Annotated in this window: 28 protein-coding genes; 11 read left to right on the top strand and 17 right to left on the bottom strand. The window is 68.2% G+C overall.

Going from position 1 to position 23,300, the window contains the following annotated elements; translation table 11 throughout:
- A complete protein-coding gene (locus ACPCUW_RS12250; protein WP_423424861.1) occupies window positions 1–945 on the bottom strand; it encodes a phosphotransferase in 945 nt (314 codons plus the stop codon).
- A gap of 94 nt (window positions 946–1,039) precedes the next feature.
- Between ACPCUW_RS12250 and ACPCUW_RS12245 the strand changes: the two genes are divergently transcribed.
- Window positions 1,040–1,486 carry a MarR family winged helix-turn-helix transcriptional regulator gene (locus tag ACPCUW_RS12245; RefSeq protein WP_423424859.1) on the top strand — a complete coding sequence of 149 codons (447 nt, stop codon included), beginning with the start codon at window positions 1,040–1,042 and terminating at the stop codon, window positions 1,484–1,486.
- A gap of 22 nt (window positions 1,487–1,508) precedes the next feature.
- Window positions 1,509–2,471 carry an MBL fold metallo-hydrolase gene (locus ACPCUW_RS12240; protein WP_423424857.1) on the top strand — a complete coding sequence of 321 codons (963 nt, stop codon included), beginning with the start codon at window positions 1,509–1,511 and terminating at the stop codon, window positions 2,469–2,471.
- Here ACPCUW_RS12240 and ACPCUW_RS12235 read toward each other — a convergent pair.
- Window positions 2,443–3,090, bottom strand: coding sequence for a class I SAM-dependent methyltransferase (locus ACPCUW_RS12235; RefSeq protein ID WP_423424855.1), 648 nt, complete (start codon window positions 3,088–3,090; stop codon window positions 2,443–2,445). The two genes, ACPCUW_RS12240 and ACPCUW_RS12235, sit on opposite strands and share 29 nt — an antisense overlap.
- 100 nt (window positions 3,091–3,190) lie before the next feature.
- On the opposite strand from ACPCUW_RS12235, the gene ACPCUW_RS12230 reads away from it, so the two are divergent.
- Window positions 3,191–3,931: a VIT1/CCC1 transporter family protein gene (locus ACPCUW_RS12230; protein ID WP_036524962.1), complete on the top strand. Its 741-nt coding sequence runs from the start codon at window positions 3,191–3,193 to the stop codon at window positions 3,929–3,931.
- On the opposite strand, the gene ACPCUW_RS12225 is transcribed toward ACPCUW_RS12230, so the two are convergent.
- Window positions 3,928–4,587 carry a pentapeptide repeat-containing protein gene (locus ACPCUW_RS12225; protein WP_423424853.1) on the bottom strand — a complete coding sequence of 220 codons (660 nt, stop codon included), beginning with the start codon at window positions 4,585–4,587 and terminating at the stop codon, window positions 3,928–3,930. The two genes, ACPCUW_RS12230 and ACPCUW_RS12225, sit on opposite strands and share 4 nt — an antisense overlap.
- Before the next feature lie 41 nt (window positions 4,588–4,628).
- Entirely contained in the window at window positions 4,629–5,066 is a 438-nt protein-coding gene (locus ACPCUW_RS12220; RefSeq protein WP_423424851.1) for a hypothetical protein, read from the bottom strand.
- Between the two features lie 85 nt (window positions 5,067–5,151).
- Here ACPCUW_RS12220 and ACPCUW_RS12215 point away from each other — a divergent pair, with 85 nt between their 5' ends.
- A complete protein-coding gene (locus tag ACPCUW_RS12215; RefSeq protein ID WP_423424849.1) occupies window positions 5,152–5,937 on the top strand; it encodes a helix-turn-helix domain-containing protein in 786 nt (261 codons plus the stop codon).
- Between the two features lie 31 nt (window positions 5,938–5,968).
- Here ACPCUW_RS12215 and ACPCUW_RS12210 read toward each other — a convergent pair whose 3' ends face one another.
- The gene (locus ACPCUW_RS12210) at window positions 5,969–6,583 is read right to left on the bottom strand and encodes an NAD-dependent epimerase/dehydratase family protein (RefSeq protein ID WP_064906770.1); all 615 of its coding nucleotides are present in this window, start codon (window positions 6,581–6,583) and stop codon (window positions 5,969–5,971) included.
- Between the two features lie 142 nt (window positions 6,584–6,725).
- On the opposite strand from ACPCUW_RS12210, the gene ACPCUW_RS12205 reads away from it, so the two are divergent.
- Entirely contained in the window at window positions 6,726–7,385 is a 660-nt protein-coding gene (locus ACPCUW_RS12205; protein WP_063012201.1) for a PadR family transcriptional regulator, read from the top strand.
- A gap of 189 nt (window positions 7,386–7,574) precedes the next feature.
- Entirely contained in the window at window positions 7,575–8,783 is a 1,209-nt protein-coding gene (locus ACPCUW_RS12200) for an FAD-dependent monooxygenase (RefSeq protein ID WP_423424847.1), read from the top strand.
- Between the two features lie 55 nt (window positions 8,784–8,838).
- Here the strand turns inward: ACPCUW_RS12200 and ACPCUW_RS12195 are convergent, their stop codons facing one another.
- On the bottom strand, window positions 8,839–10,872 hold the full coding sequence (locus tag ACPCUW_RS12195) for an MDR family MFS transporter (RefSeq protein ID WP_423424845.1): 2,034 nt from the start codon (window positions 10,870–10,872) through the stop codon (window positions 8,839–8,841).
- Between the two features lie 231 nt (window positions 10,873–11,103).
- Between ACPCUW_RS12195 and ACPCUW_RS12190 the strand changes: the two genes are divergently transcribed.
- The 3 genes from ACPCUW_RS12190 to ACPCUW_RS12180 are packed head-to-tail and all read left to right on the top strand — an operon-like array spanning window position 11,104 to window position 12,921.
- A complete protein-coding gene (locus tag ACPCUW_RS12190) occupies window positions 11,104–11,979 on the top strand; it encodes an oxidoreductase (protein ID WP_423424844.1) in 876 nt (291 codons plus the stop codon).
- 55 nt (window positions 11,980–12,034) lie between these two features.
- Window positions 12,035–12,517, top strand: a complete 483-nt coding sequence (locus ACPCUW_RS12185) for a transcriptional regulator (protein WP_423424843.1) — start codon at window positions 12,035–12,037, stop codon at window positions 12,515–12,517.
- Window positions 12,514–12,921: a DUF3817 domain-containing protein gene (locus ACPCUW_RS12180; protein ID WP_423424841.1), complete on the top strand. Its 408-nt coding sequence runs from the start codon at window positions 12,514–12,516 to the stop codon at window positions 12,919–12,921. The genes ACPCUW_RS12185 and ACPCUW_RS12180 overlap by 4 nt, the downstream gene beginning before the upstream one ends.
- Window positions 12,922–12,936: 15 nt before the next feature.
- Here the strand turns inward: ACPCUW_RS12180 and ACPCUW_RS12175 are convergent, their stop codons facing one another.
- From ACPCUW_RS12175 to clpS, 10 genes are all read right to left on the bottom strand, one after another.
- Window positions 12,937–13,545, bottom strand: a complete 609-nt coding sequence (locus ACPCUW_RS12175; protein WP_063012213.1) for a non-canonical purine NTP pyrophosphatase — start codon at window positions 13,543–13,545, stop codon at window positions 12,937–12,939.
- Window positions 13,545–14,312 carry a ribonuclease PH gene (gene rph, locus ACPCUW_RS12170; RefSeq protein ID WP_030516106.1) on the bottom strand — a complete coding sequence of 256 codons (768 nt, stop codon included), beginning with the start codon at window positions 14,310–14,312 and terminating at the stop codon, window positions 13,545–13,547. The genes ACPCUW_RS12175 and rph overlap by 1 nt, the downstream gene beginning before the upstream one ends.
- Window positions 14,313–14,388: 76 nt before the next feature.
- Window positions 14,389–15,153 (bottom strand): cyclic nucleotide-degrading phosphodiesterase, encoded by a 765-nt coding sequence (locus tag ACPCUW_RS12165; RefSeq protein ID WP_063012215.1) that lies wholly within the window; start codon window positions 15,151–15,153, stop codon window positions 14,389–14,391.
- A 69-nt stretch (window positions 15,154–15,222) separates the two neighbouring features.
- A complete protein-coding gene (locus ACPCUW_RS12160; protein ID WP_423424838.1) occupies window positions 15,223–15,993 on the bottom strand; it encodes a rhomboid family intramembrane serine protease in 771 nt (256 codons plus the stop codon).
- 105 nt (window positions 15,994–16,098) lie between these two features.
- Window positions 16,099–17,061, bottom strand: coding sequence for a PLP-dependent cysteine synthase family protein (locus tag ACPCUW_RS12155; protein ID WP_063012217.1), 963 nt, complete (start codon window positions 17,059–17,061; stop codon window positions 16,099–16,101).
- A gap of 5 nt (window positions 17,062–17,066) precedes the next feature.
- A complete protein-coding gene (locus ACPCUW_RS12150; protein ID WP_104364631.1) occupies window positions 17,067–17,405 on the bottom strand; it encodes a MoaD/ThiS family protein in 339 nt (112 codons plus the stop codon).
- A 47-nt stretch (window positions 17,406–17,452) separates the two neighbouring features.
- Window positions 17,453–17,875, bottom strand: coding sequence for a Mov34/MPN/PAD-1 family protein (locus ACPCUW_RS12145; protein ID WP_030516111.1), 423 nt, complete (start codon window positions 17,873–17,875; stop codon window positions 17,453–17,455).
- A gap of 163 nt (window positions 17,876–18,038) precedes the next feature.
- Complete coding sequence (locus ACPCUW_RS12140; RefSeq protein WP_104367266.1) at window positions 18,039–19,121, bottom strand: P1 family peptidase; 1,083 nt, start codon at window positions 19,119–19,121, stop codon at window positions 18,039–18,041.
- Between the two features lie 19 nt (window positions 19,122–19,140).
- Entirely contained in the window at window positions 19,141–19,710 is a 570-nt protein-coding gene (locus tag ACPCUW_RS12135; RefSeq protein WP_063012315.1) for a DUF2017 domain-containing protein, read from the bottom strand.
- A gap of 22 nt (window positions 19,711–19,732) precedes the next feature.
- Window positions 19,733–20,167: an ATP-dependent Clp protease adapter ClpS gene (gene clpS / locus ACPCUW_RS12130; RefSeq protein ID WP_369817606.1), complete on the bottom strand. Its 435-nt coding sequence runs from the start codon at window positions 20,165–20,167 to the stop codon at window positions 19,733–19,735.
- Between the two features lie 114 nt (window positions 20,168–20,281).
- On the opposite strand from clpS, the gene ACPCUW_RS12125 reads away from it, so the two are divergent.
- Window positions 20,282–21,595: a nicotinate phosphoribosyltransferase gene (locus ACPCUW_RS12125; RefSeq protein WP_423424835.1), complete on the top strand. Its 1,314-nt coding sequence runs from the start codon at window positions 20,282–20,284 to the stop codon at window positions 21,593–21,595.
- A 35-nt stretch (window positions 21,596–21,630) separates the two neighbouring features.
- Window positions 21,631–22,209, top strand: coding sequence for an isochorismatase family protein (locus ACPCUW_RS12120; RefSeq protein ID WP_423424834.1), 579 nt, complete (start codon window positions 21,631–21,633; stop codon window positions 22,207–22,209).
- 69 nt (window positions 22,210–22,278) lie between these two features.
- Here ACPCUW_RS12120 and ACPCUW_RS12115 read toward each other — a convergent pair whose 3' ends face one another.
- A complete protein-coding gene (locus tag ACPCUW_RS12115) occupies window positions 22,279–23,139 on the bottom strand; it encodes an alpha/beta fold hydrolase (RefSeq protein ID WP_064909581.1) in 861 nt (286 codons plus the stop codon).
- Window positions 23,140–23,300 lie beyond the last annotated feature (161 nt).

The following is a 23,300-nucleotide window of genomic DNA, read 5'->3' as shown; positions in this document are numbered from 1 at the left end:
TCAATCGCCGTTCGGCCGATAGCTGCGCAGGACCTGCCGCAGTACCGCCAGTCGCTGGTCGCGAAAGTCCGTGCGGCCCTGTTCGATCGCGTCCAGTACGTCGAGGGCGGGGTCGGCGCATGCCCAGAAGCGCAGCTTGGTCTCGGTGACGGGCTCGAGATCCCGTGCGCGACAGCGCTGGATCTCGCGCACGAAGTCGCGCCCCGCCTCCGGGTACAGATAGCAGAGGTCGTAGTCGGGATCGCCGATCTCCACATCGCCGAAGTCGATCAGGCCGCTGATCGCGCCGTCGGTGATCAACAGATGATCCAGGCTCATATCGGCATGGATGAGGGTCGGTTCGTAGTCGAAGTTCGCGTCGTCGTCGAGATATCGCTGCCAGGCCGCGGACAACTCCTCGGCCTCGGACGCGTCCAGCAACGGAAGCACCTCGGCGCGAACGGCCTTCAGATCCGCGGCGAAATCACCCCGCAGATCGGTGACCTCGACACCGAAGCTTCGTGCCCGGTCCACCGGAAACGAATGGATCCGATCGATCAACTCCGCGATCGTCCACGCCGCGTCGGAGTGCAGCAATCCCCGCTCGGCCCATTCTTCTTCGTCGAGCGATTCGCCCGGTACCAGCGGATACACGCAGAACTCGCCCGGCCCCAGCGGATTCGGCGCGGTGAACAGGAACTGCGGAATCGGCACCGGCAGCAACGGGGCCAATTCCGGAAGCAGACCGGCCTCGCGCGCGATTCCTTCCGCGCCGTGCGGGTCCTGGGGCAGACGCAACACGTAGGGCTGTCCCGCCCAATCCAGCTGCAGCGCAACGCTGTCCAGCCCGGCGCCCAGCAGACACAGTGAACCACTCGCCAACTCCGGCCGGGGCGAGCCGGCGAGGGCGCCGCGTACCCGGTCCTGCCAGCCGGGGGGAAGTTCCACGCTCGCGCGCATATCCATGTCCGAATCGTAGAACCGGTGTCCACCGGTTATCGCCGGGCGGCGATCGGCGCACGCCGGGCGGCCGGGATGACGGCCATCTAAGATTGGCGACGTGCCGGAATCCGGGAGCTCAGTACCCGCCTCGGTCCAGGTGTGGCGGGCGTTGCAGCGGGTGTACGTCGACCTGCGCCCGGAGCTGGATGCCCAACTGCGTCGCGGCTACGGCATGCCCGCCAGCTGGTACGACATGCTCGTGGAACTCGCGGGCACGCCGCGTCTGCGGATGAGCGACCTCGGCGCGACCATGGTGCTCAGTCGCACCCGGGTGAGCCGCCTGGTCACCGAACTGGAGGCGCGCGGCCTGGTCACCCGCGAAACCAATCCCGCGGACGGCCGATCGGCGTACGTCGCCATCACCGTGGCCGGGCGGCAGCGGTTACACGAGGCCACCCCCCACCATCACGCGGTCGTCGACCAGCATTTCGCCGGTCTGGGCGCCGACGAACTCGGCGCTCTCGCCACCGCCCTGCACAAGGTGCTCGCCGACGACAGTCCGTGACCCGGTGGCGCACAATGGACCGATGTCCGCTCTCTCGACGGTGCTCGATCCGCTTCGGCACACCGCCGGCTATGCCCGCTACTTCCTGAACAAGAGCGCGCGCGACCGCGAGGATGCGCAGGCATTGCGCGAGCTCGAAGCCCGGCCGCTGACGCTGCCCGCCGGTCTCGAACTCGAATGGCTGGGCACCGCCGGGTATCGGATGACCTACGAGGGCGCGACACTGCTCGTCGATCCGTTCCTCACCCGGGTGCCGTTGTCGACTGTGGTGCGCCGCCGCACCGCGCTTCCCGATCCCGCATCGATCGACCGCTTCCTGCCCGGCCTCGGCGACGTATCGGGAATTGTTGTCGGACACGGCCATTGGGACCACGCGCTGGACGCTCCCGAGCTCGCGCGCCGTTTCGGCTGCCCGGTCTACGGCTCACGGTCGGTGCGCAATCTCATGGCCCTGCACGGACTCGGCGAACGGGGTGTGGAGGTGGAGCCGTACCGCCGCTACGAACTCGGACCGTTCACGGTGACCTTCGTGCCGAGCGTGCATTCGAAGATCCCCTTCGGCACCCGGATCCCCTCCCCCGGCGACACCAGCTGCGAATCCCTGGCCGCGCTGGCGCCGATGGCGTACGGCTGCGGACAGACCTGGGGCATCCACATCGCGGTGGCAGGTATCGAGATCTACCACCAGGGCAGCGCCGATCTCATCGATGACGCGATCCGGCACCGCGAGGTCCACATATTCCTCGCCGGAGTGGCCGGACGGTCGGTGACGCCGGACTACTGGCACCGGATCCTGACGCGGCTGCGCCCCGCCACCGTCGTGCCGATGCACTACGACGACTTCCTCCGGCCGCTGGACGCGCCCATGGGCTTCACGGTCGATATCGCCCTGGCCGCGGTGCCCGACGAGATCGGCGCCGTGAGTCGCGCGATCGACGTGGTCGCCCTGCCGGCGCTCAGTCCTCGCGAACCGGACGCCCGATGAGCAGATGAGCCGGAATCGGCTGCCGGTCGATCTGCCGGTGTTCGACCGCCAGCCCTGCTCGTTGCAGCGCGCCCGATACCTCGTCGACCGGCCGCAGCCGGAAGCCGTGCGCGGTGAACGGCATCTTCGCCATCGCCGCCGGATCTCCGATGCCGACCACCACCCGGCCACCCGGGCGCAGCACCCGAGCCAGCTCCGCGCAAGCCCGGTCCAGATCGTCGATGAAATAGACGGTATTCACCGTGATCACCGCATCCAGGCTCGCCGATGCGAGCGGCAGTTCGGTGAGCGCGCCTTCCACGATCCGCAACCGGCCGGTGCCGATATCGCGGGCGAAGCGAGAACGGGCACGCGCCGACATATCCGGAGAGATCTCCACGCCGTGCACGGTCCCCGCCTCACCGACGGTGCGCAGCAGGATCGACAGCCCCACGCCCCCACCGAAGCCGATATCGGCCGCGGCCTGTCCCGCGCCCACCTCGGCCGCCTCGACCGCGGCGTCGATGGCGAAGCGATTGGCCCGGTTCAGCATCCGCGCGACCACCTTGCCCAGCACCCCGTGCGGATTGCCCAGCTGTTCGGCGACCGTGGACATAGCGCGTGCGACAAGGGAATTCATGGCACGCATGCTACCGATCCGGGCTCGCCTCGGCGGCGGACGCGGCTCGCCTGCGGCGCAGGTCCACCACCCGGCCCGCTCGGCGGCCTACGCTGCATCCGTGAACGACTCCGACAATGTGCGCGACTCCGGAAGCTGGAAGCATCCGCACGAACCCCACGGCGGCGGTTTCGCCTCCCGGCTGAACTGGTTGCGGGCCGGAGTGCTGGGCGCCAACGACGGCATCGTGTCGACCGCGGGCCTGGTGGTGGGCGTCGCCTCGGCCACCGCGGCCACCACACCCATCCTCACCGCCGGTGTGGCCGGGCTGGTCGCGGGTGCGCTGTCCATGGCGGCCGGCGAATACGTCTCGGTCAGCACCCAGCGTGACAGCGAACGTGCCCTGCTCTCGCTGGAGAAGCGGGAACTCGCCGAAGATCCCGATTACGAACTGACCGAGTTGACCGAAATCTATCGGCACAAAGGACTGTCGGAGGCGACCGCGCGGCAGGTCGCGCAGGAATTGACCGCCCACGACGCCTTCGCCGCGCACGCCGAGGCGGAATTGGGTCTGGACCCGAACGAGCTGACCAACCCGTGGCAGGCCGCGTTCTCCTCCGCGCTGGCGTTCACCTGCGGCGCCCTGTTGCCGCTGCTGGCGATTCTGCTGCCGCCGGCGAACTGGCGCATTCCGGTGACCTTCGCCGCCGTGCTGGTGGCGCTGGCCGCGACCGGATCGCTGAGCGCGCGCCTCGGCGGCAGCAATCGACGCCGGGCCGTGCTCCGGGTGGTGATCGGTGGTGCGCTGGCCATGATCGTGACCTACGGTATCGGCCAGATCCCGGGCGTATCCAGCGGCTAATCGCGGATTCGATTGTCGCGCACGATGATTCCCGCCGCCCGCGCGAAGGCGGGTGCCATCTCCATCAGCTGGGGTGTGGTGATGATCGCCCCCTTCAGCGTTCCGATATCGGCGATGAGGTCCAGGGCGGCCGCGCCCCGCAGGTCCACATCCTTCAAGGTGGCCCCGTGCAGGGCGACGCCTTCGAGCCGCGATCCGGGAAAGTCGACCTTCCGAAGTGTGGCGGCGGAGAAGTCGGTATCGCGAAACACGCAGTCGGCGAAGGTCACGTCCTGCAGTGTGGCCGCACGGAAGTTCACCGATTCGAATTTGCACCCCTCGAACCGGATGCGACGCAGCTGCGCGTCGACGGCGATGACTCCCGACCACGCGGAGTCGACGAATTCGGCATTCAGCCACCGAGTTTCGCAGGCGTCGATCCCGATCCACCGCACCCCGCGCAGCCAGACGTCGTCGAATCGGCAGTGATTCAGGCTGCCGCCGCCGAGGACCACACCGGTCAGCGCCGACTCGCTGAACCAGGAGCCGCCCGCCGACACCTCGTCGAGGGACGTGGCGTCGAGGTGGACCCGCTCGTACTCGGTGTCGGGTGCGAGCGGTTCCAGCAGCGGCGTCAGACTCGGGGCATACGGCAGATCGGCGAGGTCGCGAGGCATTCCTGCACCCTAGACATGCGCACCGACAGGCCCGCGGCGGCTCACTTCACGAATTGGTGGTCGGTGCGCACCCTCCCGTCGGTGTCGAAGGTCAGCACCTCGAGTCCGGATCCGGCGACCGTGCCGTCCGCGCGCGAACGCATCACCCAGGTCAGGGCCACGGCGGCCCCGGCGTGCCGAACCGGCTCGCCCTCGGGCTCGAAGACATGCTCACCGTCGGCGACGAACATGTCGTATGCCCGGGTGACACGGGTGAACATCGCGTCGTAGCCGCGGACCTCGATCGCCGGAGCGGAGACCCCGTAGTGGCGGGCGGTGTCGCGAATGCCCTCGGGCGGATTGACCATGACCTGATAGCCGTCCTCGGCCCAGACCTCGCGGATCAGCTCGCGACGCCGGTCGGCATCGGGTTCGTTCCACTGGCCGACCCAGCGGTCGAGCAGATTCTTCAATTCGATATCGGTGGGTTCGTAGCTCATGCCGCCGAGTCTGTCCGCCGGCCCGCACTCGCGCGATTCCCTCCAGGGTATGGCGGGGCGCCACGCCTAGGGCGACGATGATCCCATGACGACAGTCGCGCAACCGGGACCCTTCGCGCAGGAACTGCGACGCTGGCGGGGGCTGCGGCGGTGGAGCCAGCTCGACTTGGCCATCCGCGCCGATACCACGCAGCGCCACCTCAGCTATCTCGAACAGGGCCGCTCCCGGCCGGGCCGATCCATCGTGCTGCGGCTGGCGGAATCACTGGAACTGTCGCTGCGCGAACGCAATGCGCTGCTGGCGACGGCCGGCTACGCCCCCGCCTACGACGAATCCGGTGTGGACGCACCGCAATTGGCTCCGGTGCGCGCGGCGCTGCGCACGATCCTGTCCGGGCATATGCCCTATCCGGCGCTGATCGCCGACCGCTACGGCTGTTTGATCGAAGCGAACGCCGCGTTCGACGTCTTCACCGTTGGCTGTGCGCCCGAACTGCTCATCGCGCCGATCAATGTGCGCCGCTTGGCATTACATCCGGACGGCTTGGCGCCTCGGGTGGTCAACTTCGCCGAATGGGGCCGCCATGTCACCGAATCCATGCGGGCACGCAACCGCCACTCACCGGATCCGCGCGCCGAGGAACTGGTCGCCGAATTCGAGAGCTACCTCCCGGACACCGACCCCGGGCCCGGCTATCTTGGCTTCGCGGTGCCGCTGCGACTGCGCGGCGAGGCCGGCGAGTTGCGTTTGATCACCACGCTGACCTCGTTCGCCACCGCCACCGACGTCTCGCTGGCGGAACTGCATCTGGAGGCCTTCCTGCCCGCCGACGAATCCACCGCGGAACTGCTCCGCCGGCGCGCCGGATGACCGATCGCGCTCGACCGGCCGGCGCCGAAACCTACTGCACCGGTTCGAAATCCATGCGGCCGTCTTCGGTCACCGCGTAGATGCCCGAGGCCAGATCCAGCGCGACCACGGTCCGTGCCGCGGCCTCGGCGATATGAATGCGCGGCGGATCGGGCCGGTCCGCGTCCTCCGGATAGTAGGTTCCGGGACCGTAGAACTGGCCGTAGCGCAGGACGACGCCACCGATCCCGAGCACCGCATCCTCGAGGAACTGCTTGGCGGCCTGTCCCTCTCCGGTCATCTCCCACGCGACGCTCTGGGCGAGAAAGCGTTTCGCGCCCGCTGCCTGTGCCGCGGCGATCAAATTCGCGGTGCCCTCGCGGCGCATCCGCGAATTCGCCGCCCGTCCGGCGGGCAGATCGGCGGGATCGTCGGGCAGGTCGGTGAGCTGGTGCATCACCAGATCGGGCGCGAAATCGCGTACCGCCTGTTCCAGCGCCGCCGCGTCGTAGACATCGCAGACGACCGGCCGCGCACCGAAGCCGGTGAGCATCGACGTCTTCGACTCCGAGCGCGTGAGCCCGGCTACCTCGAACCCGGCCGAGACCAGCAGAGGTGTCAATCTGGCGCCCAGCACACCGGTCGCGCCCGCCACAAAGATCCGCACGACGAATCACCATAACCGCCCGACTGCGGTCGGCCGGTCCGACACTCTCGACTGCGCGGTGCGTGCGCTCCTTCGTTCGTCTCCCTCTTGCCGAGTCATACTCGTCGACGTATATTCGTAGACGAGTAGGGAGGTGTGGGCGATGCCCGAGAAGCGGAAAGTCGCCAATCTGCTGGCCCTGGCGGTCCTGGCGACGCTGATCGAACGTCCCATGCACCGCTACGAGATCGCGGCCCAGATGCGCGAACGCGGCAAGGACCGCGATATGGACATCAAATGGGGTTCGCTCTACACGGTTGTGCAGAATCTCGAGAAGCACGGATTCGTCGAGGTCATCGGCAGCGAGCGCGACGGCGCCCGGCCCGAGCGGACGATCTACCGGCTCACCGACGCCGGCCGCGCCGAGGCTGAGGACTGGATCCGGGAACTGATCTCGACCCCCGAACCCGAACCCCATCGGTTCGTGGCGGGCCTGTCCGTCGTTGCCCTGCTGCCGCCGGACGAGGTGATCACACTGCTCGACGAGCGCACCCGGCTGCTCGCGGCGGAGATCGCCGAGCGCCGCCGCGAAATCGAGGAGCAGACACGATTTCTGCCCCGGCTCTTCCTGGTCGAGGCCGAATTCGGCGTGGCGATGCTCGAGGCCGAGGCGGCCTGGGTCGCCGAACTGCGTACGGAACTCGCCTCCGGCACCTTCCCCGACATCGATTTCTGGCGGCGCGCCCACTCGGAACAGATTCCGCCCGCCGAGGTCGCCGCGATGGTGGAAGGAGGGACGTTCCGACAGCCGACCGACGACTGAAATCCACGCTACGACAATCCACCGACGAACCGGGCCCGGCGCAGTGCGGCAACACCGCGCCGAGCTCGATCCACTTACCTCTCGAACCGCATTCACGCAGGCGAACCCAGCCCGAGTATGGCAACTTCAGGATAACTGGGCAGCGCGTGCGCGGATCGGATCGGGTTCGTCCACTCGAGGAGATTTCCCATGTCCGCAATCACATCCGCCCTCGTCATCGGCGGCGGTGTCGCCGGCCCCGTCGCCGCCACCGCCCTGCGCAAAGCCGGAATCGAGGCGACCGTCTACGAGGCCTATCCGGGACCGGCCTACAACATCGGCAGCGCCCTGGGTTTCGCACCCAACGGCCTGGCCGCCCTGGACACCATCGGCGCCGGCGATGCCGTGCGGGCCGTCGCTCTGCCGATCACTCGCACGGTGATGTCGTTGGGCCACAAAGATATCGAGCTGCCGACGGCCGCCGGCCTGGAACCGCTGCACGCGATCGATCGCAGCGCCCTGCATCAGGTCCTGCACGATCATGCCGTCGACACCGGCGTGGCGGTCGAATACTCCAAGCGCCTGGTCGGCGTCGAGGAACATCGCGACGGCGTGACCGCCCGGTTCGCCGACGGCTCCACCGCCACCGCCGACATCCTCGTCGGCGCCGACGGCATCAAGTCGCGCATGCGGACGCTCATCGATCCGAACGCCCCGGGCGCCGACTACACCGGCATGCTCGGTTTCGGCGCCTACACCGCATGCTCGCATCCGGTCACCCCGGAGACCATGGTGTTCGCCTACGGTCGCAACGCCTACTACCTGTATTGGTCGATGCCCGACGGCCGGATCGCCTGGGGCGCCAATCTGCCCCACAAGCAGTATCTTTCGCTGACCGAGGCGCGGGAGGTCCCGGCCGAACGGTGGTTGCGGACCCTGCGCGAGGTCTACGGCGAGGACACCCCCGGCGCCGAACTGGTTCGCAACACCCGACCGGAAGAGTTGGTCGTCACCGGCGGCCTGCACATCATGCCGCCGGTGCCGCACTGGTATCGCGACCGCATGGTGCTGGTCGGCGACGCGGTGCACGCGCCGTCCAACAGCACCGGCCAGGGAGCGTCGATGGCGATCGAGAGCGCGGTGCAGCTCGCTCGCTGTCTGCGCGATTTCGATTCACCGGCAACGGCTTTCGCCGCCTACGAACGGATCCGTCGCCCCCGGGTGGAGAAGGTCGCGGCCCGCGGAGCCAAGATCAACCAGTCGAAGACGGTCGGCCCGGTGATGCGCCGGATGATGCCGCTGGTCATGCCGCTGGCGACCAAACTCTTCAAAATGGAGGAGGTCATGGCCCGCGAACAGAGCTACACCATCGACTGGGACGCGCCGGTCGACGAGCGCGCCGAACTCGCTGTCGCGTGAGCGTATTCACCTGGAGGGCAAGGTAATCGAGCCCGGGCGCAGCGGCCGGCGGTGATCACACCGTCAGCCGCAGCGCCTCCGGCCGTTCCACTTCCTCCAGCAGTTTCGCCGCGATATTGTCCAGCGCGCGATCGAAGAGTGCGCGATCGTCCGGGTCGGCGCAATCCCAATCGTCGAGATAGCGGCACAGCCATCTGCGCCAAGCGGCGAGAATGCGGTCGTACTCGGCCTGGCCACTCGCGGTCAGATCCATTCGGTCGCCGTCGAATTCGATGTAGCCGGATCGCACTGCCTTGTCGTACACCGGTTCCAGCACTTCCGGCGGCATCCAGTGCGCTCGCGCCACCGCCGCGAGCTCGGCCGAACCGCGGGCGCGCTGCAACATCTTCACCTGCCCGATGGCCCAGGCCTGATCCCGGCCGAGCGGACTGTCCGCGGCCGCCAGGATCTGCGGATCGGGCAGCTCGTCGTCGCGCAGTCTGCGCAGCACGTTCGCCAGCGAATGCTCCAGGCGGACAATACGATCCGGAGAATCGGGCACCGAGAAACCGCCGCCCACATCGGCCGCCTCCGCGCGGACGCTGTCGCGCAACGGAACCTGCTTCAGGAACCACGCCACGACGAAACCGACCACGGCCACCGGCACCACCCAGCGGAAGACGTAGTCGATGGTGTCGGCATAGGCGTCGATGATCGGGATCGCCTGGGCGTACGGAAGCTGGTGCAGCAGTTGCGGACTCTGCGCCACCGCGGGCGGCACCCCGGGCACCTCGGTGAGCGCCTGGCGCAGATTCGGTTCCAGCTGATTGCTGTAGAGCGTGCCGAAGATCGCGGTGCCGAAGGTCGACCCGACGGTCCGGAAGAAGGTGACACCCGACGTGGCGGTGCCCAGGTCCTGGTACGGGACGGTGTTCTGCACGACGATCGTCAGCACCTGCATCGCCAGGCCGATGCCCAGACCGAGGATCAGCATGTACAGCGATTGCAGCCAGAATCCGGTGGTCCGGCCCATGGTCGACATCAGATACAGCCCCACCGCCATGACCGCGGTGCCCGCGACCGGGAAGTATTTGTAGTAGCCGGTCCGGCCGACCACCTGCCCGGAGATGATCGAGGTGGTGAACAATCCCACCACCAACGGCAGGGTGCGCAGTCCGGACGCGGTGGCCGAGACACCGTTGACGTATTGCAGATAGGCCGGCAGATAGGTCATCGCGCCGAGCATCGCGAAGCCGACGATGAAGCTGAGGATCGAGCAGACGGTGAAGATATTGCTGCGGAACAGATGCATCGGCAGCATCGGCTCGGCCGCGCGGGTCTCGACGAAGACGAACGCTGTCAGCAGGACCACCGCGGCCGCGAACAGTCCGATGATGGTCGCCGAACCCCACGGATACTCCTGGCCGCCCCATTCCAGTCCGAGAATCAGACAGCTGACGCCGATCGCGACCAGTGCGATGCCGGCGTAGTCGACCACCGGCCGCACCGCGGCGCGGATCGACGGAATCGCCCGTGCCGCAACGGCGATCATCAGAATCGCCAGCGGCACGTTCACGTAGAAGCACCAGCGCCAGCTGGCATGGTCGGTGAACAGCCCGCCCAGCGTAGGGCCGACCACGGTGGTGATGCCGAAGACCGCGCCCAGCGCACCCTGATATTTGCCCCGGTCACGCAGCGGGATCACATCGGCGATCAGCGCCATCGAGGTCACCATCAGCCCGCCCGCGCCGACTCCCTGGATGCCGCGCGCGACGATCAGCAGCGTCATGCCGTGAGCGAGCCCCGCCACCATCGATCCGATGATGAAGATCAGTCCGCTGAGCTGGAAGATCAGTTTGCGGCCGAACAGGTCGCCGAATTTTCCCGCCAGCGCGGTGGCGACGGCCTCGGCCAGCAGATACGCCGTCACGACCCAGGCCATATGCCCGGCGCCACCCAGGTCGGCGACGATGGTCGGCAACGCGGTCGACACGATGGTCTGGTCGAGCGCGGCCATCAACATCCCCAGCACGACGGTGGCGAAGACGACGTTGACGCGGGTATGGCTCACGGGTGCGGGCGATTCGGCGACTGCGGCGACACCGGACATTAGCTCAGTATGTGCCCTTGGCCCGATTCGATCGGCGTAACACGGGAATACGCCAGCTCGCGTCCTTCATCCGCAAATCCCCGGCATTCACACAGCGCATACCGGAGTCATGGTCGATACCCTGACGACACGGCGACCGAACCCTACCGCCGGAACTTACTCTGGAGTAAGATCACGCGGTGAGGATGCGACGAGGCTCCTACTCCCAAACGTAAACAGTGAGGTCTCACCATGGCGTGGAATCCCAGCGAGATCCCGGCGCAGCACGGACGCACGTTCGTGATCACCGGAGCCAACGGCGGTATCGGCAAGCACACCACCCGAGCACTGGCCGCCAAGGGGGCGACCGTGATCATGGCCTGCCGCAACACCACGACAGCACAGCAGGTCGCCGACGGTATCGAGGGTGATGTCCGAGTTTCCGCACTGGATCTGGCCGATCTCGCCTCGATTCGCGAATTCGCCGAGCGCACCGGGGAATTCGATGTGCTGATCAACAACGCGGGACTGATGAACATCCCCTTCTCGCGGACCGAGGACGGCTTCGAAACCCAGTGGGGGGTCAACCATCTCGGTCACTTCGCGCTGACCGGACTGCTGCTGGACCGTATCGGCGACCGGGTGGTCACTCTCGCCAGCATCGCGCACCGGCAGACGCCGAAGTTGTGGATCGACGACCTCAACTACGAGAACCGCCGCTACCAGCGCAACCTCGCCTACGCACAGTCGAAGTTGTCGAATCTGATGTTCGCGCGCGAACTGCAACGGCGCCTGGCCGAGTCCGGATCCGCCAAGCGGTCCTATGCCGTCCACCCCGGCGTCTCGCCCACCGATCTGTTCACCCGGACCGAGACCCCGCTCGACAGGGTCGCCAAGCCCTTCATCGCATTGGCCGGGCACTCCCCGCGCAAGGCGGCGGAGTCGAGCCTCTACGCGGCCACCGTGCCGGACGCCGATCCGAACACCTACTGGGGACCGACGCTGCTGTTCGGTTCCCGCGGTCCGGTGCGGCCGTCACCGTCGAGCGGGCTGTCGAAGAACACCGATCTGCAGCGGCGGCTGTGGGAGGAATCCGAGCGGCTGACCGGCGTGACCTACAAATTCTGACCAGCGCCGATCGCCGGGCACCTCACACTACGGCCTGTGTAGTAGACCGGGTACCGTGGTAGGCGTGTCCGCTCCACATCGTCGCCCGGCCCTGATCATCCTGGTGGTCGTGGCCGCGCTGGCGTGCCTGGGGTTGGGCTGGTGGCAGTGGGGACGGTTCGAATCCTCGTCCGGAACCGCGCAGAACCTCGGTTACGCGCTGCAGTGGCCGCTGTTCGCCGGATTCGTGGTCTTCGCCTATTTCCGGTTCGTGCGACTCGAACGCGATACCGCCGCCCAGCACACCGAGGCGACGGAACCGGCCGAGGCATCGAGCCCGGCCGACTCCGCGACCTTGGCTCGGCGGAAGACCAAACGGGCTGCTCCGCGCGAGATCCCGGCCAGCATCCTGCCCGAACGGCCGACCGCCGCCCGCGACGACGACCCGGTGCTGGCCGAATACAACAAATACCTTGCCGATCTGCACGCACAGGATGTGCGCGAGCGGATGCACGCCGTGGGGCTCGACGGCCCCGACACCGAGAGGAGAGCCGGTTGAGCGCCGACCGCCCCACCACCCCGGCCGCCACCACCACACCGGCACCGGCCGGCACGCCCGCCCCCGCGGCCCGCGACACCGGCCGCATCCGGTCGGCGCTGACCCGCTACCGCGTGCTCGCCTACATCACCGGTGTCTGGCTGCTGCTGTTGTGCGCGGAGATGGTGTACAAATACCTACTGCTCGACGACAGCAGCAAGGCGCCGCACTGGCTGTTCTACATCGGCCAGATCCACGGCATCTTCTACATGCTGTACCTGGTGTTCACCATCGACCTGGGCATCAAGACGCGCTGGAAGCCGCTGACGCTGGTGATCACCGCGCTCGCCGGAACCATCCCGTTCCTGTCCTTCGTCTGCGAGCACTACCGCACCCGCCAGGTCCGAGCCGAGTTCTCGAGCTGAGCCGCTGAGCCGCGCTCAGGACTCGGCGAGTTCGGCCAGTGCCGGGAGCAGGGCGCGCAGAGCTCGGCCGCGGTGGGAGGCGGCGTCCTTGTCCGCCGGAGTGAGCTGGGCCGCCGAGACCGATCCGCCGGCCGGGACGAACAAGGGGTCGTAGCCGAAACCGCCGTCGCCGACCGGCTTTCGCGCGATCCTGCCCGGCCATTGGCCGAGGGTGACGACCTCACGGCCGTCGGCGACCAGGGCGCAGGCCGAGACGAAGCGGGCGCCGCGGCGTTCGTCGGGGACGTCTCCCAGCTGGGCGAGCAGCAGCTCGTTGTTGGCCGCGTCGTCGCCGTGGCGGCCCGCCCAGCGCGCGGACAGCACGCCCGGCATACCGTTGAGAGCGTCGACCGCGAGGCCGGAATCGTCTGCCACACAAGGCAATCCGGTGGCCGTCGCACCGTCGCGAGCCTTGGCGAGAGCATTTTCCTCGAAGGTCGCACCCGTTTCGGGGGCCTCCGGGAACGGCGGCACCTCGTCCAGGCCGATGATCTCCAGACCCGCGACGCCCGCCTCGGCGAGGATGCGGCGCAATTCGCCGAGCTTCTTCGCGTTGCGACTGGCCACCAGTACCCGGCGCGCCATTACTTCCTCTTCTCGCCCGGCTCGGGCAGATGTCCCGGATACGGCAGCGCGAGCGCCTGCTTCTGGACCTCGAACAGCTGCTCACAGCCGGCCAGCGCGGAATCCAGCAGCTTGTCCAGGGTCGAGCGGGGGAAGGTGGCGCCCTCGCCGGTGCCCTGGATCTCGACCAGGGTGCCGGTGTCGGTGGCGACCACGTTCATATCGACCTCGGCGCGCGAATCCTCCTCGTACGGCAGGTCCAGGCGCACCCGCCCGTCCACCACACCGACGCTGACCGCGGCGATCATGCACGAGATCGGCTGCGGATCGGCCAGGCGGCCGGCGGCTCCGAGGTAGGTGATCGCATCCGCCAGCGCCACGTAAGCGCCGGTGATCGCCGCGGTGCGGGTGCCGCCGTCGGCCTGCAGGACATCGCAGTCGAGGGCGATGGTGTTCTCGCCGATCGCGGCCAGATCGATGCACGCCCGCAGCGATCGGCCGACCAGACGGCTGATCTCCTGGGTGCGCCCGCCGACCTTGCCCTTCACCGATTCGCGCCCGCTGCGGGTGTGAGTGGCGGCCGGCAGCATCGCGTATTCGGCTGTGAGCCAGCCCAATCCGGAGTCGCGCCGCCACGGGGGCACGCCCTCGGTGACGCTCGCGGTGCACATCACCCGCGTCTGACCGAATTCGACCAGTACCGAACCCGCCGGATGCGTGGTGAATCCCCGGGTAATCCTTACCTCGCGGAGTTCGTCGTCCGCTCTGCCATCGGCTCGTCTAGACACCACGCCAGCCTAAGGGATAGGTACGACGCCCCTCCCCCGGCGGGGCACCAACATCTCCACCCGGCGGGGTCGGCGCTCAGATGTCGATGACCTCGCCCGGCGAGACCGCGTGCACGGGCCCGCTGAACTGCTCCTTGGCCTCGGCGATGACGTCCTCGCGCGAGGTCCACGGCGGAATGTGGGTGAGCAGCAGTTCGCCGACACCCGCACGGTCGGCGATCATTCCGGCCTCGGTGCCCGAAAGGTGAATCCCCGGTGGGCGATTGGCCGGATCGTGCGTCCACGAGGCTTCCGACAGCAGGATGTCGGCCCCCTCCGCGAGTTCGAAAACGGCGGGGCACAAGGCGGTGTCACCCGTGTAGACCAGGGTGCGGCCGGTGGCGGTGGTGATGCGCAGGCCGTAGGACTCCGGCGGGTGGTACATCCGGCGGGCGACCACCGTGTGGCCGGGACCGAAGCGCACCTCGGCGCCCTCCTCCCAGGGACGCATATCGATCACGTCGGACCAGTCGTCGCATTCGCCGCCGATCTCGGCCGAGGCGTTGCCGATTCGCAGCGCCGAATCCGAGGGGCCCTGCACGATGGCCTTCCCGGTCGGCGGGTTCGGGTGATACCGCCGCCACACCAGCAATCCGGGCAGGTCCAGGCAGTGATCGGCGTGCAGGTGGGTGAGGAAGATGTCGACCTCGCCGGGATCCAGGTGGCGCTGCAACGCACCCAGCACGCCGGGACCGAAATCGATCACGGTGGGGGTCATATCCGGACCGGTCAGCAAATAGCCCGACGCAGGGGAATCCGGGCCGGACACACTGCCCGAACACCCGAGGACGGTGAGGCGCATTCCCCCATGCTGCCACGCTGCATTCTCACTCAACTGGGGATCCCCCAAATCGCCGGCCGGGTTCCGCAGTCACCCCGACGATGCGAGGCGGCCGGCACTCTCCCCGCGACGATGACGACGTTCATTCGATGAGAGTACCCAGCCGGCCAGCAGTCCACCCAACGCACCGAAAAGATGCCCTTGCCAAGAGATTCCGGACTGTCCGGGCAGCACACCCCACAGAATCGAGCCGTAGAGCAGACCCACGACGACGCCCACGAGGATCTGCCACAGGTTGCGGGTGAACAGGCCGCGCGAGATCAGATAGGTGAGCCAGCCGAACACCAGGACCGAGGCGCCGATATGCACCGAACCGCTCGCCCCGGTGAGCCAGGTGCCGATCCCGGCCACGATCCAGACGATGGCGGTGGCGGCCAGACCGCGACCGATCCCGGTGAGCAACGTCAGCAGTCCGAGCACGATCACCGGCAGGGTATTGCCGATCAGATGCGCCCAATTCGCGTGCAGGACGGGGGCGAAGACGATGCCCTCCAGACCCGCGGCCGTCCGGGGCCGCACCCCCGCACCGTCGAGGTCGTGGTTCGAGACGGTGTCGACCCCCTCGACCGCGTACAGCAGCGCCACGAAGCTGAGGGTCATCGCAATCGCCCGCTGCCACAACAACTTCAGCGCGGCGGTGCGTCCGGCCTCGGATGCCGGCGTGGCGGGAACGGACCGCGGCGAGGGAGATTGCGAACCGGGCGGTACGGAACCGGCGGGTGTTCCCGCGGACTTCTGCAGTTCGGCCCGCAGCGCGGCAATCCGATCCGGGTCGAAGGACGGGCCCATCTGCTCGGCCACCGCCATCACCTCCTCGCGAGACCGGCCGTCCGGTCGCTCGCCCTCAACGGTACCGCTGCGGCGAGGAACCGGACTCGGACCGGCGCTGCGGCCGGTCCGCCGGGATTACGCCCAGAGCTGGCCTTCGAGCCGTTCTTCGGCATCCTCGAGCGTGCCGTCGTACGCGCCGGTCGACAGGTATTTCCAGCCACCGTCGGCCACCACGAACGCGATATCGGCCCGCTTGCCCGCGCGCAACGCCTTGTTGCCCACACCGAGGGCGGCGTGCAGGATCGCACCGGTGGAGATGCCGGCGAAGATGCCCTCCTCCAGTACCAGCTCCCGGGTGCGCCGCACCGCGTCGTAGGGCCCGACGGAGAACCGCGAGGTCAGCACCGATTCGTCGTAGAGCTCCGGAATGAAGCCCTCGTCGATGTTGCGCAAGCCGTAGACCAGTTCGCCGTATCGCGGCTCGGCGGCCACGATATCGATCTCCGCGACCTTCTCGCGCAGGTAACGACCGGTTCCCATCAGAGTCCCGGTGGTGCCCAGACCGGCGACGAAGTGGGTGATCTCCGGAAGGTCCGCCAGGATTTCCGGGCCGGTGCCCTGATAGTGCGCGTCGGCATTGGCGGGATTGCCGTACTGGTACAGCATCACCCAGTCGGGATGTTCGGCGGCGATCCGCTTGGCCTTCGCGACGGCCTGGTTGGAACCACCGGCGGCCGGCGAGTCGATGATTTCGGCGCCGAACATGGTCAGCAGCTGCCGCCGCTCGACCGAAGTGTTCTCCGGCATCACACAGACCAGGCGATAGCCCTTGAGCTTGGCTGCCATGGCCAGCGAGATGCCGGTATTGCCACTGGTCGGCTCCAGAATCGTGCAGCCGGGCCGCAGCGTGCCGTCGGCCTCGGCCTGTTCGATCATGCGCAGGGCGGGTCGGTCCTTGATCGACCCGGTCGGGTTGCGGTCCTCGAGTTTGGCCCACAGCCGGACGTGGTCGTCACCGTCCCATTTGGGCGACAGCGTCCGCAGACCCACCAGCGGGGTGTTGCCGAGGGTCTCGATCAGCGATTCGTAGCGTGCCACGGAAATCAGCGGCCGAGCGCGCCGCCGGCGACGGTGCTGTCCAGGCCGCCTCCGGCGACGGTGCTGTCCAGGCCGCCTCCGGCGACGGCAGGAAGAATGGTCACCGATCCGTTGGCCGGAACCTCGGCCTCCAGCCCACCGGCGAAGCGCACGTCCTCGTCGTCGACGTAGATGTTGACGTAGCGGTTGAGCTTGCCGTCGGACAGGAGGCGCTGTTCGAGTCCGGGGTAGTTGGTCTCGAGGTCACCGATCACCTCGGCGAGGGTGGAACCGGTCGCCTGGACCCGCTTCTCACCTCCGGTGAGGGTGCGCATGATGGTCGGGATGGACACGGTTACCGACATGGGTGCTCCTGTTTCTTCTGGTCGCCTGGTTCGCGGACGCGTCGGGCTCAGGCCCGGGGGTATTCGGTCACGATCTTCACCGGTTCCTCGGTGACCACACCGTCGAGGATCCGGTAGCTGCGCAGTTCGTGCTCGTGCGGGTCGCGGGTGGACACCAGCACGTAGTGGGCGTTCGGCTCGGAGGCGTACGAGATGTCCGTCCGGCTCGGATAGGCCTCCGTGGCGGTGTGCGAGTGGTAGATCACCACCGGCTCCTCGTCGCGGTCGTCCATCTCCCGCCAGACCCGCAGCTGTTCGCCGGAGTCGAACCGGTAGAAGGTGGGCGAGCGCTCGGCGTTGATCATCGCCACGAATCGCTCGGGGCGGTCGGAACCCTCGGCGCCGGCGATCACACCGCAGGCCTCGTCGGGATGATCGGCGCGGGCGTGCGCCACCATCGCATCCACGAGATCGGCCCTGATCACCAGCACAGTTCGAATCCTTCCGCTCACGCCCGCGACGCGCCCGGCCCGCGCGGGTCGTATCGCTGCCGTCAACGGCCGAGGATATTCGGCTATTCCCACCCACCGCGCGGCCGGGCCTGATATAGCACGTCGGAGGGCGGCGAAATACCTCGATCGGCGCGGACGACACTCAGCCGAACAACTCGCGGTAGGTCGGAATGCCCGCCACCGGGTTCGCCCGCAGGACCGCGTCCACGATCGCCCGCTCCACACAGACCGCGGCCGCGGTGCACAGTTCGTCGAGCAGCAGCAGATCCGCCGGAAACGCGGGCGGCAGCGCGATATTCGATTCCGCGGTCGCCGTGCCGGTGGCCAGCGCGAACAGAGTGTCACCGTCCAGCGGGGAATGGGCGGGACGGATCGCGCGGGCCAGCCCGTCGTGCGCGGTGACGGCGAGGCGGCGACATCCCGCCGGATCCAGCGCGGCATCGGTGGCCACCACACCGATGGTGGTGTTGAGCACGGTTCCCTTCACCGGCAGGGCATTGGCGCGGGCCAGCGCTTCGGCCGTGGCGGGTGCCAGACCGAAATGCTCCGGTCCGTCGGTACCCGCTCCCCACGGCAGACCGGTCCGCGGATCGAATACCGAGCCGACCGGATTGGCGACCACCAGCGCACCGACGGTATGACCGGCGGCCGGGCCCGCGGTGAAATGCACACTGGCCGTGCCGATTCCGCCTTTGAGGGAACCGGCACGCGCGCCGGTACCGGCGCCCACACTGCCGCGCTCGAACACCGCACTCGCCGATTCCGTTGCGCGATAGCCGAATTCCGCGGTCGGCCGGATATCCCACGCCCCCACCGGGAGATCGAAGATCACCGCGCCCGGAACGATCGGCACCACCCGCGAGGGATCAGCCGGATCCATCGGAATGCCCTCGCCGTCCTCCTCCAGCCGGCGCATCACCCCGTCGGCGGCCGCCAGCCCGTAGGCGCTGCCGCCGGTGAGCAGTACCGCATTCACCTGCCGCACCGTCTGTCCGGGATCGAGCAGATCGGTCTCGCGAGTGCCCGGTCCCCCGCCGCGCACGTCGACCGAGGCGGTGGCGCCGCCCGGCACGCGCACCACGGTGCATCCGGTCGCGGCGCCCGAACCCAGCGTCGCGTCCGGATCGAGTTCGTGATGATGGCCGACGAGCACACCGGCGACATCGGTGATCGAATCGCGAGGTCCCGGCACCGAAGTCACATGTCCTCCTGCAGAGGTCGGCATCCGCGCGGCGAGAGCGGAGTCAGGGAGCCAGGGCGTGCAGCAGCGAATCCTGCATCCAGGTGAGCCAGTGGTAGACGTCCAGGTGCGGGGCGCGGGGGTCGTCCGGATCGAGTTGATCCGGCGTGTCGGGATCTATGCCCAGTGCGGTGCCGAGCGCGAGCCGCACGTCGTTGAGCGCGTTCAGCCAGGCGTCGGCCTGTTCGGGGGTGAGCACGATCTTGCCGCCGCGCTCGGGCAGGGTTTCCAGAACCACCGTGCCGGCGGCGACCTTCGCGTCGATGATCTCGGGTTCGTGCAGGCTGCGCAGAGCGCTGTTGAGATCGGCGCGGTCGGCGTCCGGGGAACCGGGTTCCTTGCGATGGAAGTCGGGCAGCAGCCGTGCCAGCCGCGGGTCCTCCGGCGCAGCGCTGTTGCCGGTGCGAAGTCCGGTCAGCTCCGCGAGATCGTCCTCGGGGGTGGACCGGGCCCGATCGGTGAGCAGTCCGGTTACCGCCCCCACCAGCGAACGCAGAACGTCCGCCTCCCTGGGGTCCATTTCCGACCGCAGCTTGAGCCCGCTCAGCGAGTTCTTCCTGCTCCACTTGCGCACGGGGCTACCGTAGCCGTCGCGGTCACTGGTCACGTTGCATGGTCGCCCAGAGTCCGGCGGCATGCAGACGCTGAACGTCGTGCTCCATCCTGTCCCGGGACCCCGACGACACCACCGCCTTGCCCTCGTTGTGTACCTGCAGCATCAGTTCGGTTGCCTTGGCTTTGCTGTAACCGAACAGCTTTTGGAAGATGTAGGTGACGTAGTGCATCAGGTTCACCGGGTCGTCCCAGACCACCGTGACCCACGGCCGGTCCTCGGCCTCCAGGATCTCGGTGACCTCGACGGTTTCCGGTGTGGCCTGAGCCGCCGACAACTGTCCGGCTACGGCGCATACGCGGCTGCTCCGCCCCGCCCACGACTGCCCCGGCCATGCCGTGTCCTGCGGGCCCGTCGCTCGCGCCGCTGCCTGGTTCGCGCCGACCGGACCGGCGGCGATCCGGACGGCGTCTCTCATGCACAGACCCATACCCTCAGAGTACGACGCGCCTCCGGATAAACAACACCCGCGCCGAGCAGGTCCCGAAGGCCATCCGCGCCGCCGCGCGTCCGGTATGTCTACAGTGGCCGCGTGGACACATCGGCCGCCGCCGCGAGCACCGCCCTGCTGACCGACCAGTACGAGCTGACCATGCTCGCGGCCGCCCTGGCCGACGGTTCGGCACAGCGGCAATGCACCTTCGAGGTATTCGCTCGCCGGTTGCCACACGGCCGCCGATACGGCGTCGTCGCGGGTATCGACCGGTTGCTCACCGCGTTGCGGGACTTCCGTTTCGGCGAAGCCGAACTCGCTGTGGCAGCGCGATTCCTGGACCCGCGCACCCTGGAATGGCTGCGCGATTTCCGCTTCACCGGCGATATCGACGGCTATCTGGAAGGCGATCTCTACTTCCCCGGCTCGCCGATCCTGTCGGTGCGCGGCAGTTTCGCCGAGTGCGTGGTGCTGGAAACGCTGATCCTGTCGATCCTCAACCACGACAGCGCGATCGCCGCCGCGGCGGCTCGGATGGTCAGCGCGGCCGCGGGACGCCGGATGATCGAGATGGGTTCGCGCCGCACCCACGAACTGGCCGCTCCCGCCTGCGCCCGCGCCGCCTATCTGGCCGGATTCGACGCCACCTCGAATCTGGAGGCGGTGCGGCGCTACGGGATTCCCGGCGCCGGCACCAGCGCTCACGCCTTCACGCTGCTGCACAGCGGCCCGGACGGGCAGCACGAGGCGGCGGCGTTCCGCAGTCAGGTCGACGCGCTGGGCATCGGCACCACACTGCTGGTGGACACCTTCGACATCACCGCCGGAGTGGCCCGGGCCATCGAGGTGGCCGGGCCCGAATTGGGCGGTGTGCGTATCGATTCCGGCGACCTGGGCGTCCTGGCGCGGCAGGTGCGCGATCAGCTCGACACCCTCGGCGCGAAACACACCCGGATCGTGGTGTCCGGCGATCTGGACGAATACGCGATCGCCGCCCTGCGCGCCGAACCGGTCGACGTCTACGGCGTGGGCACCTCCCTGGTCACCGGGTCGGGCGCGCCGACCGCCGGAATGGTCTACAAACTGGTGGAAGTCGAGGGCGTACCGGTGGCCAAGCGCAGCAGTCACAAACAGTCGCGAGGCGGCACCAAGCGCGCCGTGCGACTGTCCCGCGACACCGGCACCATCGTCGAGGAGATCGTGTATCCGGCCGCGGCGCCCCGACCCACCGGCAACGGGTACGAGGTGCGGGATCTGCTGATTCCGCTCATTCGCAAAGGCGAGCCGGCAGCCGATTCACCGGACCTGGCCGGCAGCCGGGAGTTGGTGGCACGCGGGCTGGTCAGCCTCCCCTGGGAAGGTTTGAAATTGTCCGCGGGCGAACCGGCTGTCGCGACCACATTCCTACAATGAAGGAGAGGCAACCGGCGCGAAACGAGGTGCGGGAGATGGGTAGAGCACTCATCGTCGTCGATGTGCAGAACGACTTCTGCGAGGGCGGCTCCCTCGCGGTCGCGGGCGGCGCCGCGGTGGCCCGGCAGATCAGCGAGTATCTGGTTGCCCTGGGCGACGACTATGCCGCCATCGCCGCCACCCGCGATCTGCACATCGATCCGGGCGGCCACTTCTCCGATCGGCCCGACTTCGTGGACACCTGGCCGCGTCATTGCGCCGCCGGCACTCCGGGTGCGGATTTCCACCCGAACCTGAAGACCACACATTTCGAGGCGGTGTTCTCCAAGGGCGCCTACAGTGCCGCCTATTCCGGCTTCGAAGGGGCGACCGAAGAGGCGGTCGGATTGGCGGAGTGGTTGCGCGCCAAGGGCATCGACGCGGTGGACGTCTGTGGCATCGCCACCGACCACTGTGTCCGCGCCACCGCCGCCGACGCCCGCGCGGCGGGTCTGTCCACGCGGGTTCTGCTCGATCTCACCGCGGCGGTGTCGGCGGAGACGACGCAGATCGCGCTGGATCGTCTGCGTGCGGCCGGTGTCGAGTTGTCCGGACAGGTCCCTTTGCTGAACTGAACTGAGCCTTGCTGAACTGACCCGACCCGCCCCGCGGTCCCGGGCGGACCGGACTTCGGCCCCGCCCGATCAGCCGGCCAGGAAGTCGACCAGCGCACCGGCCACCGCCTCGGGGTTCTCGACTTGGGGATAGTGACCCGTCGCGGGCGGTTCGTCCAGCACTTCGAAGCGCGCTCCCGGCAGCCGTTCCCGCAGGCGCGGAAGGAGATGGCCGCCACTGATCGGATCGGCCGGACCCCATACGAAAAGCGTGGGCCCGGAATACGTTTCGAGCGCCTGCTGCCAGCGTTCGGCATTGGCCCGGCGCTCGGCGTGGTAGCGATTGAGCGCCCATTGCACGTGCTTACCGCCGCCGTCGGTCATCGCCAGCCACATCTGATGCAGATCGGCATCGGGGACCGGGCGCCCCAGGATCCTGCGCAGGGTCATCCGGAAGGTCGTCTCCGACATGAGCGGATTCAGTATCTTGCCGATCGGGGTGGTCATCAGATGCTGAATCGGCAAGGGCCGGTACAGGTCCGGGTACAGGCCGCCGTTGAGCCAGGCCATCCGCTGTACCCGCGTACTGTCGCGGGCCAGTAACTCCTGTGCCACGCTGACCCCGTAATCGTGTGCCACGAGCGCGGTGCCGGTGATTCCGAGCCGCTGCCAGAGCTGTTCGACCAGCGTGGCCTGTTCGGTCATCCGGTACTCGTGCCCGCGCGGTTTGTCGCTGGCACCGAAGCCGAGGAAATCCAGAGTCGTTACCCGGCAGCCGGATTCGGTGAGGGCGGGCAGGATCGAGACCCAGTCGTGCGAGGACGTCGGATATCCGTGCAGCAGCGTCACCGGCCGCCCGTCGATCGGGCCGTCCTGCCGGTGGAAGATCCGGTGGCCACTCAGTTCCAGGTGTGAACCCCCGGCGATCCAGGTGCGGTAATCCGGCTCCACGCGCGTCTCCTTCCCCGTACCGCACCCCCTGATGCGGATTACCGCCAACCCTACTGGCCGTCCCGGACGCGGCCACCGGATCCGGCGTCACCGCGACGGCCCCTGTGGACAACCGCCGGCCTGTGCACAACCTCGCGCGGACGGGAGCGGGCAGGCACGGG

Source organism: Nocardia sp. AB354, assembly GCF_049538315.1.
GTDB classification, from domain to species: Bacteria; Actinomycetota; Actinomycetes; order Mycobacteriales; family Mycobacteriaceae; genus Nocardia; species Nocardia nova.
Note: the sequence above shows the minus strand (reverse complement) of the source record. Positions and strands in the feature narration are given on the sequence as shown.

Bases quoted from the DNA above. Each gene is read 5' to 3' on its own strand.
- ACPCUW_RS12250 (WP_423424861.1), bottom strand. From the start codon at position 945: ATGGATATGCGCGCGAGCGTGGAACTTCCCCCCGGCTGGCAGGACCGG.
- ACPCUW_RS12240 (WP_423424857.1), top strand. From the start codon at position 1,509: ATGTCCGCTCTCTCGACGGTGCTCGATCCGCTTCGGCACACCGCCGGC.
- ACPCUW_RS12235 (WP_423424855.1), bottom strand. From the start codon at position 3,090: ATGAATTCCCTTGTCGCACGCGCTATGTCCACGGTCGCCGAACAGCTG.
- ACPCUW_RS12225 (WP_423424853.1), bottom strand. From the start codon at position 4,587: ATGCCTCGCGACCTCGCCGATCTGCCGTATGCCCCGAGTCTGACGCCG.
- ACPCUW_RS12220 (WP_423424851.1), bottom strand. From the start codon at position 5,066: ATGAGCTACGAACCCACCGATATCGAATTGAAGAATCTGCTCGACCGC.
- ACPCUW_RS12215 (WP_423424849.1), top strand. From the start codon at position 5,152: ATGACGACAGTCGCGCAACCGGGACCCTTCGCGCAGGAACTGCGACGC.
- ACPCUW_RS12205 (WP_063012201.1), top strand. From the start codon at position 6,726: ATGCCCGAGAAGCGGAAAGTCGCCAATCTGCTGGCCCTGGCGGTCCTG.
- ACPCUW_RS12200 (WP_423424847.1), top strand. From the start codon at position 7,575: ATGTCCGCAATCACATCCGCCCTCGTCATCGGCGGCGGTGTCGCCGGC.
- ACPCUW_RS12195 (WP_423424845.1), bottom strand. From the start codon at position 10,872: ATGTCCGGTGTCGCCGCAGTCGCCGAATCGCCCGCACCCGTGAGCCAT.
- ACPCUW_RS12190 (WP_423424844.1), top strand. From the start codon at position 11,104: ATGGCGTGGAATCCCAGCGAGATCCCGGCGCAGCACGGACGCACGTTC.
- ACPCUW_RS12175 (WP_063012213.1), bottom strand. From the start codon at position 13,545: ATGGCGCGCCGGGTACTGGTGGCCAGTCGCAACGCGAAGAAGCTCGGC.
- ACPCUW_RS12165 (WP_063012215.1), bottom strand. From the start codon at position 15,153: ATGCGCCTCACCGTCCTCGGGTGTTCGGGCAGTGTGTCCGGCCCGGAT.
- ACPCUW_RS12150 (WP_104364631.1), bottom strand. From the start codon at position 17,405: ATGTCGGTAACCGTGTCCATCCCGACCATCATGCGCACCCTCACCGGA.
- ACPCUW_RS12140 (WP_104367266.1), bottom strand. From the start codon at position 19,121: ATGCCGACCTCTGCAGGAGGACATGTGACTTCGGTGCCGGGACCTCGC.
- clpS (WP_369817606.1), bottom strand. From the start codon at position 20,167: ATGAGAGACGCCGTCCGGATCGCCGCCGGTCCGGTCGGCGCGAACCAG.
- ACPCUW_RS12120 (WP_423424834.1), top strand. From the start codon at position 21,631: ATGGGTAGAGCACTCATCGTCGTCGATGTGCAGAACGACTTCTGCGAG.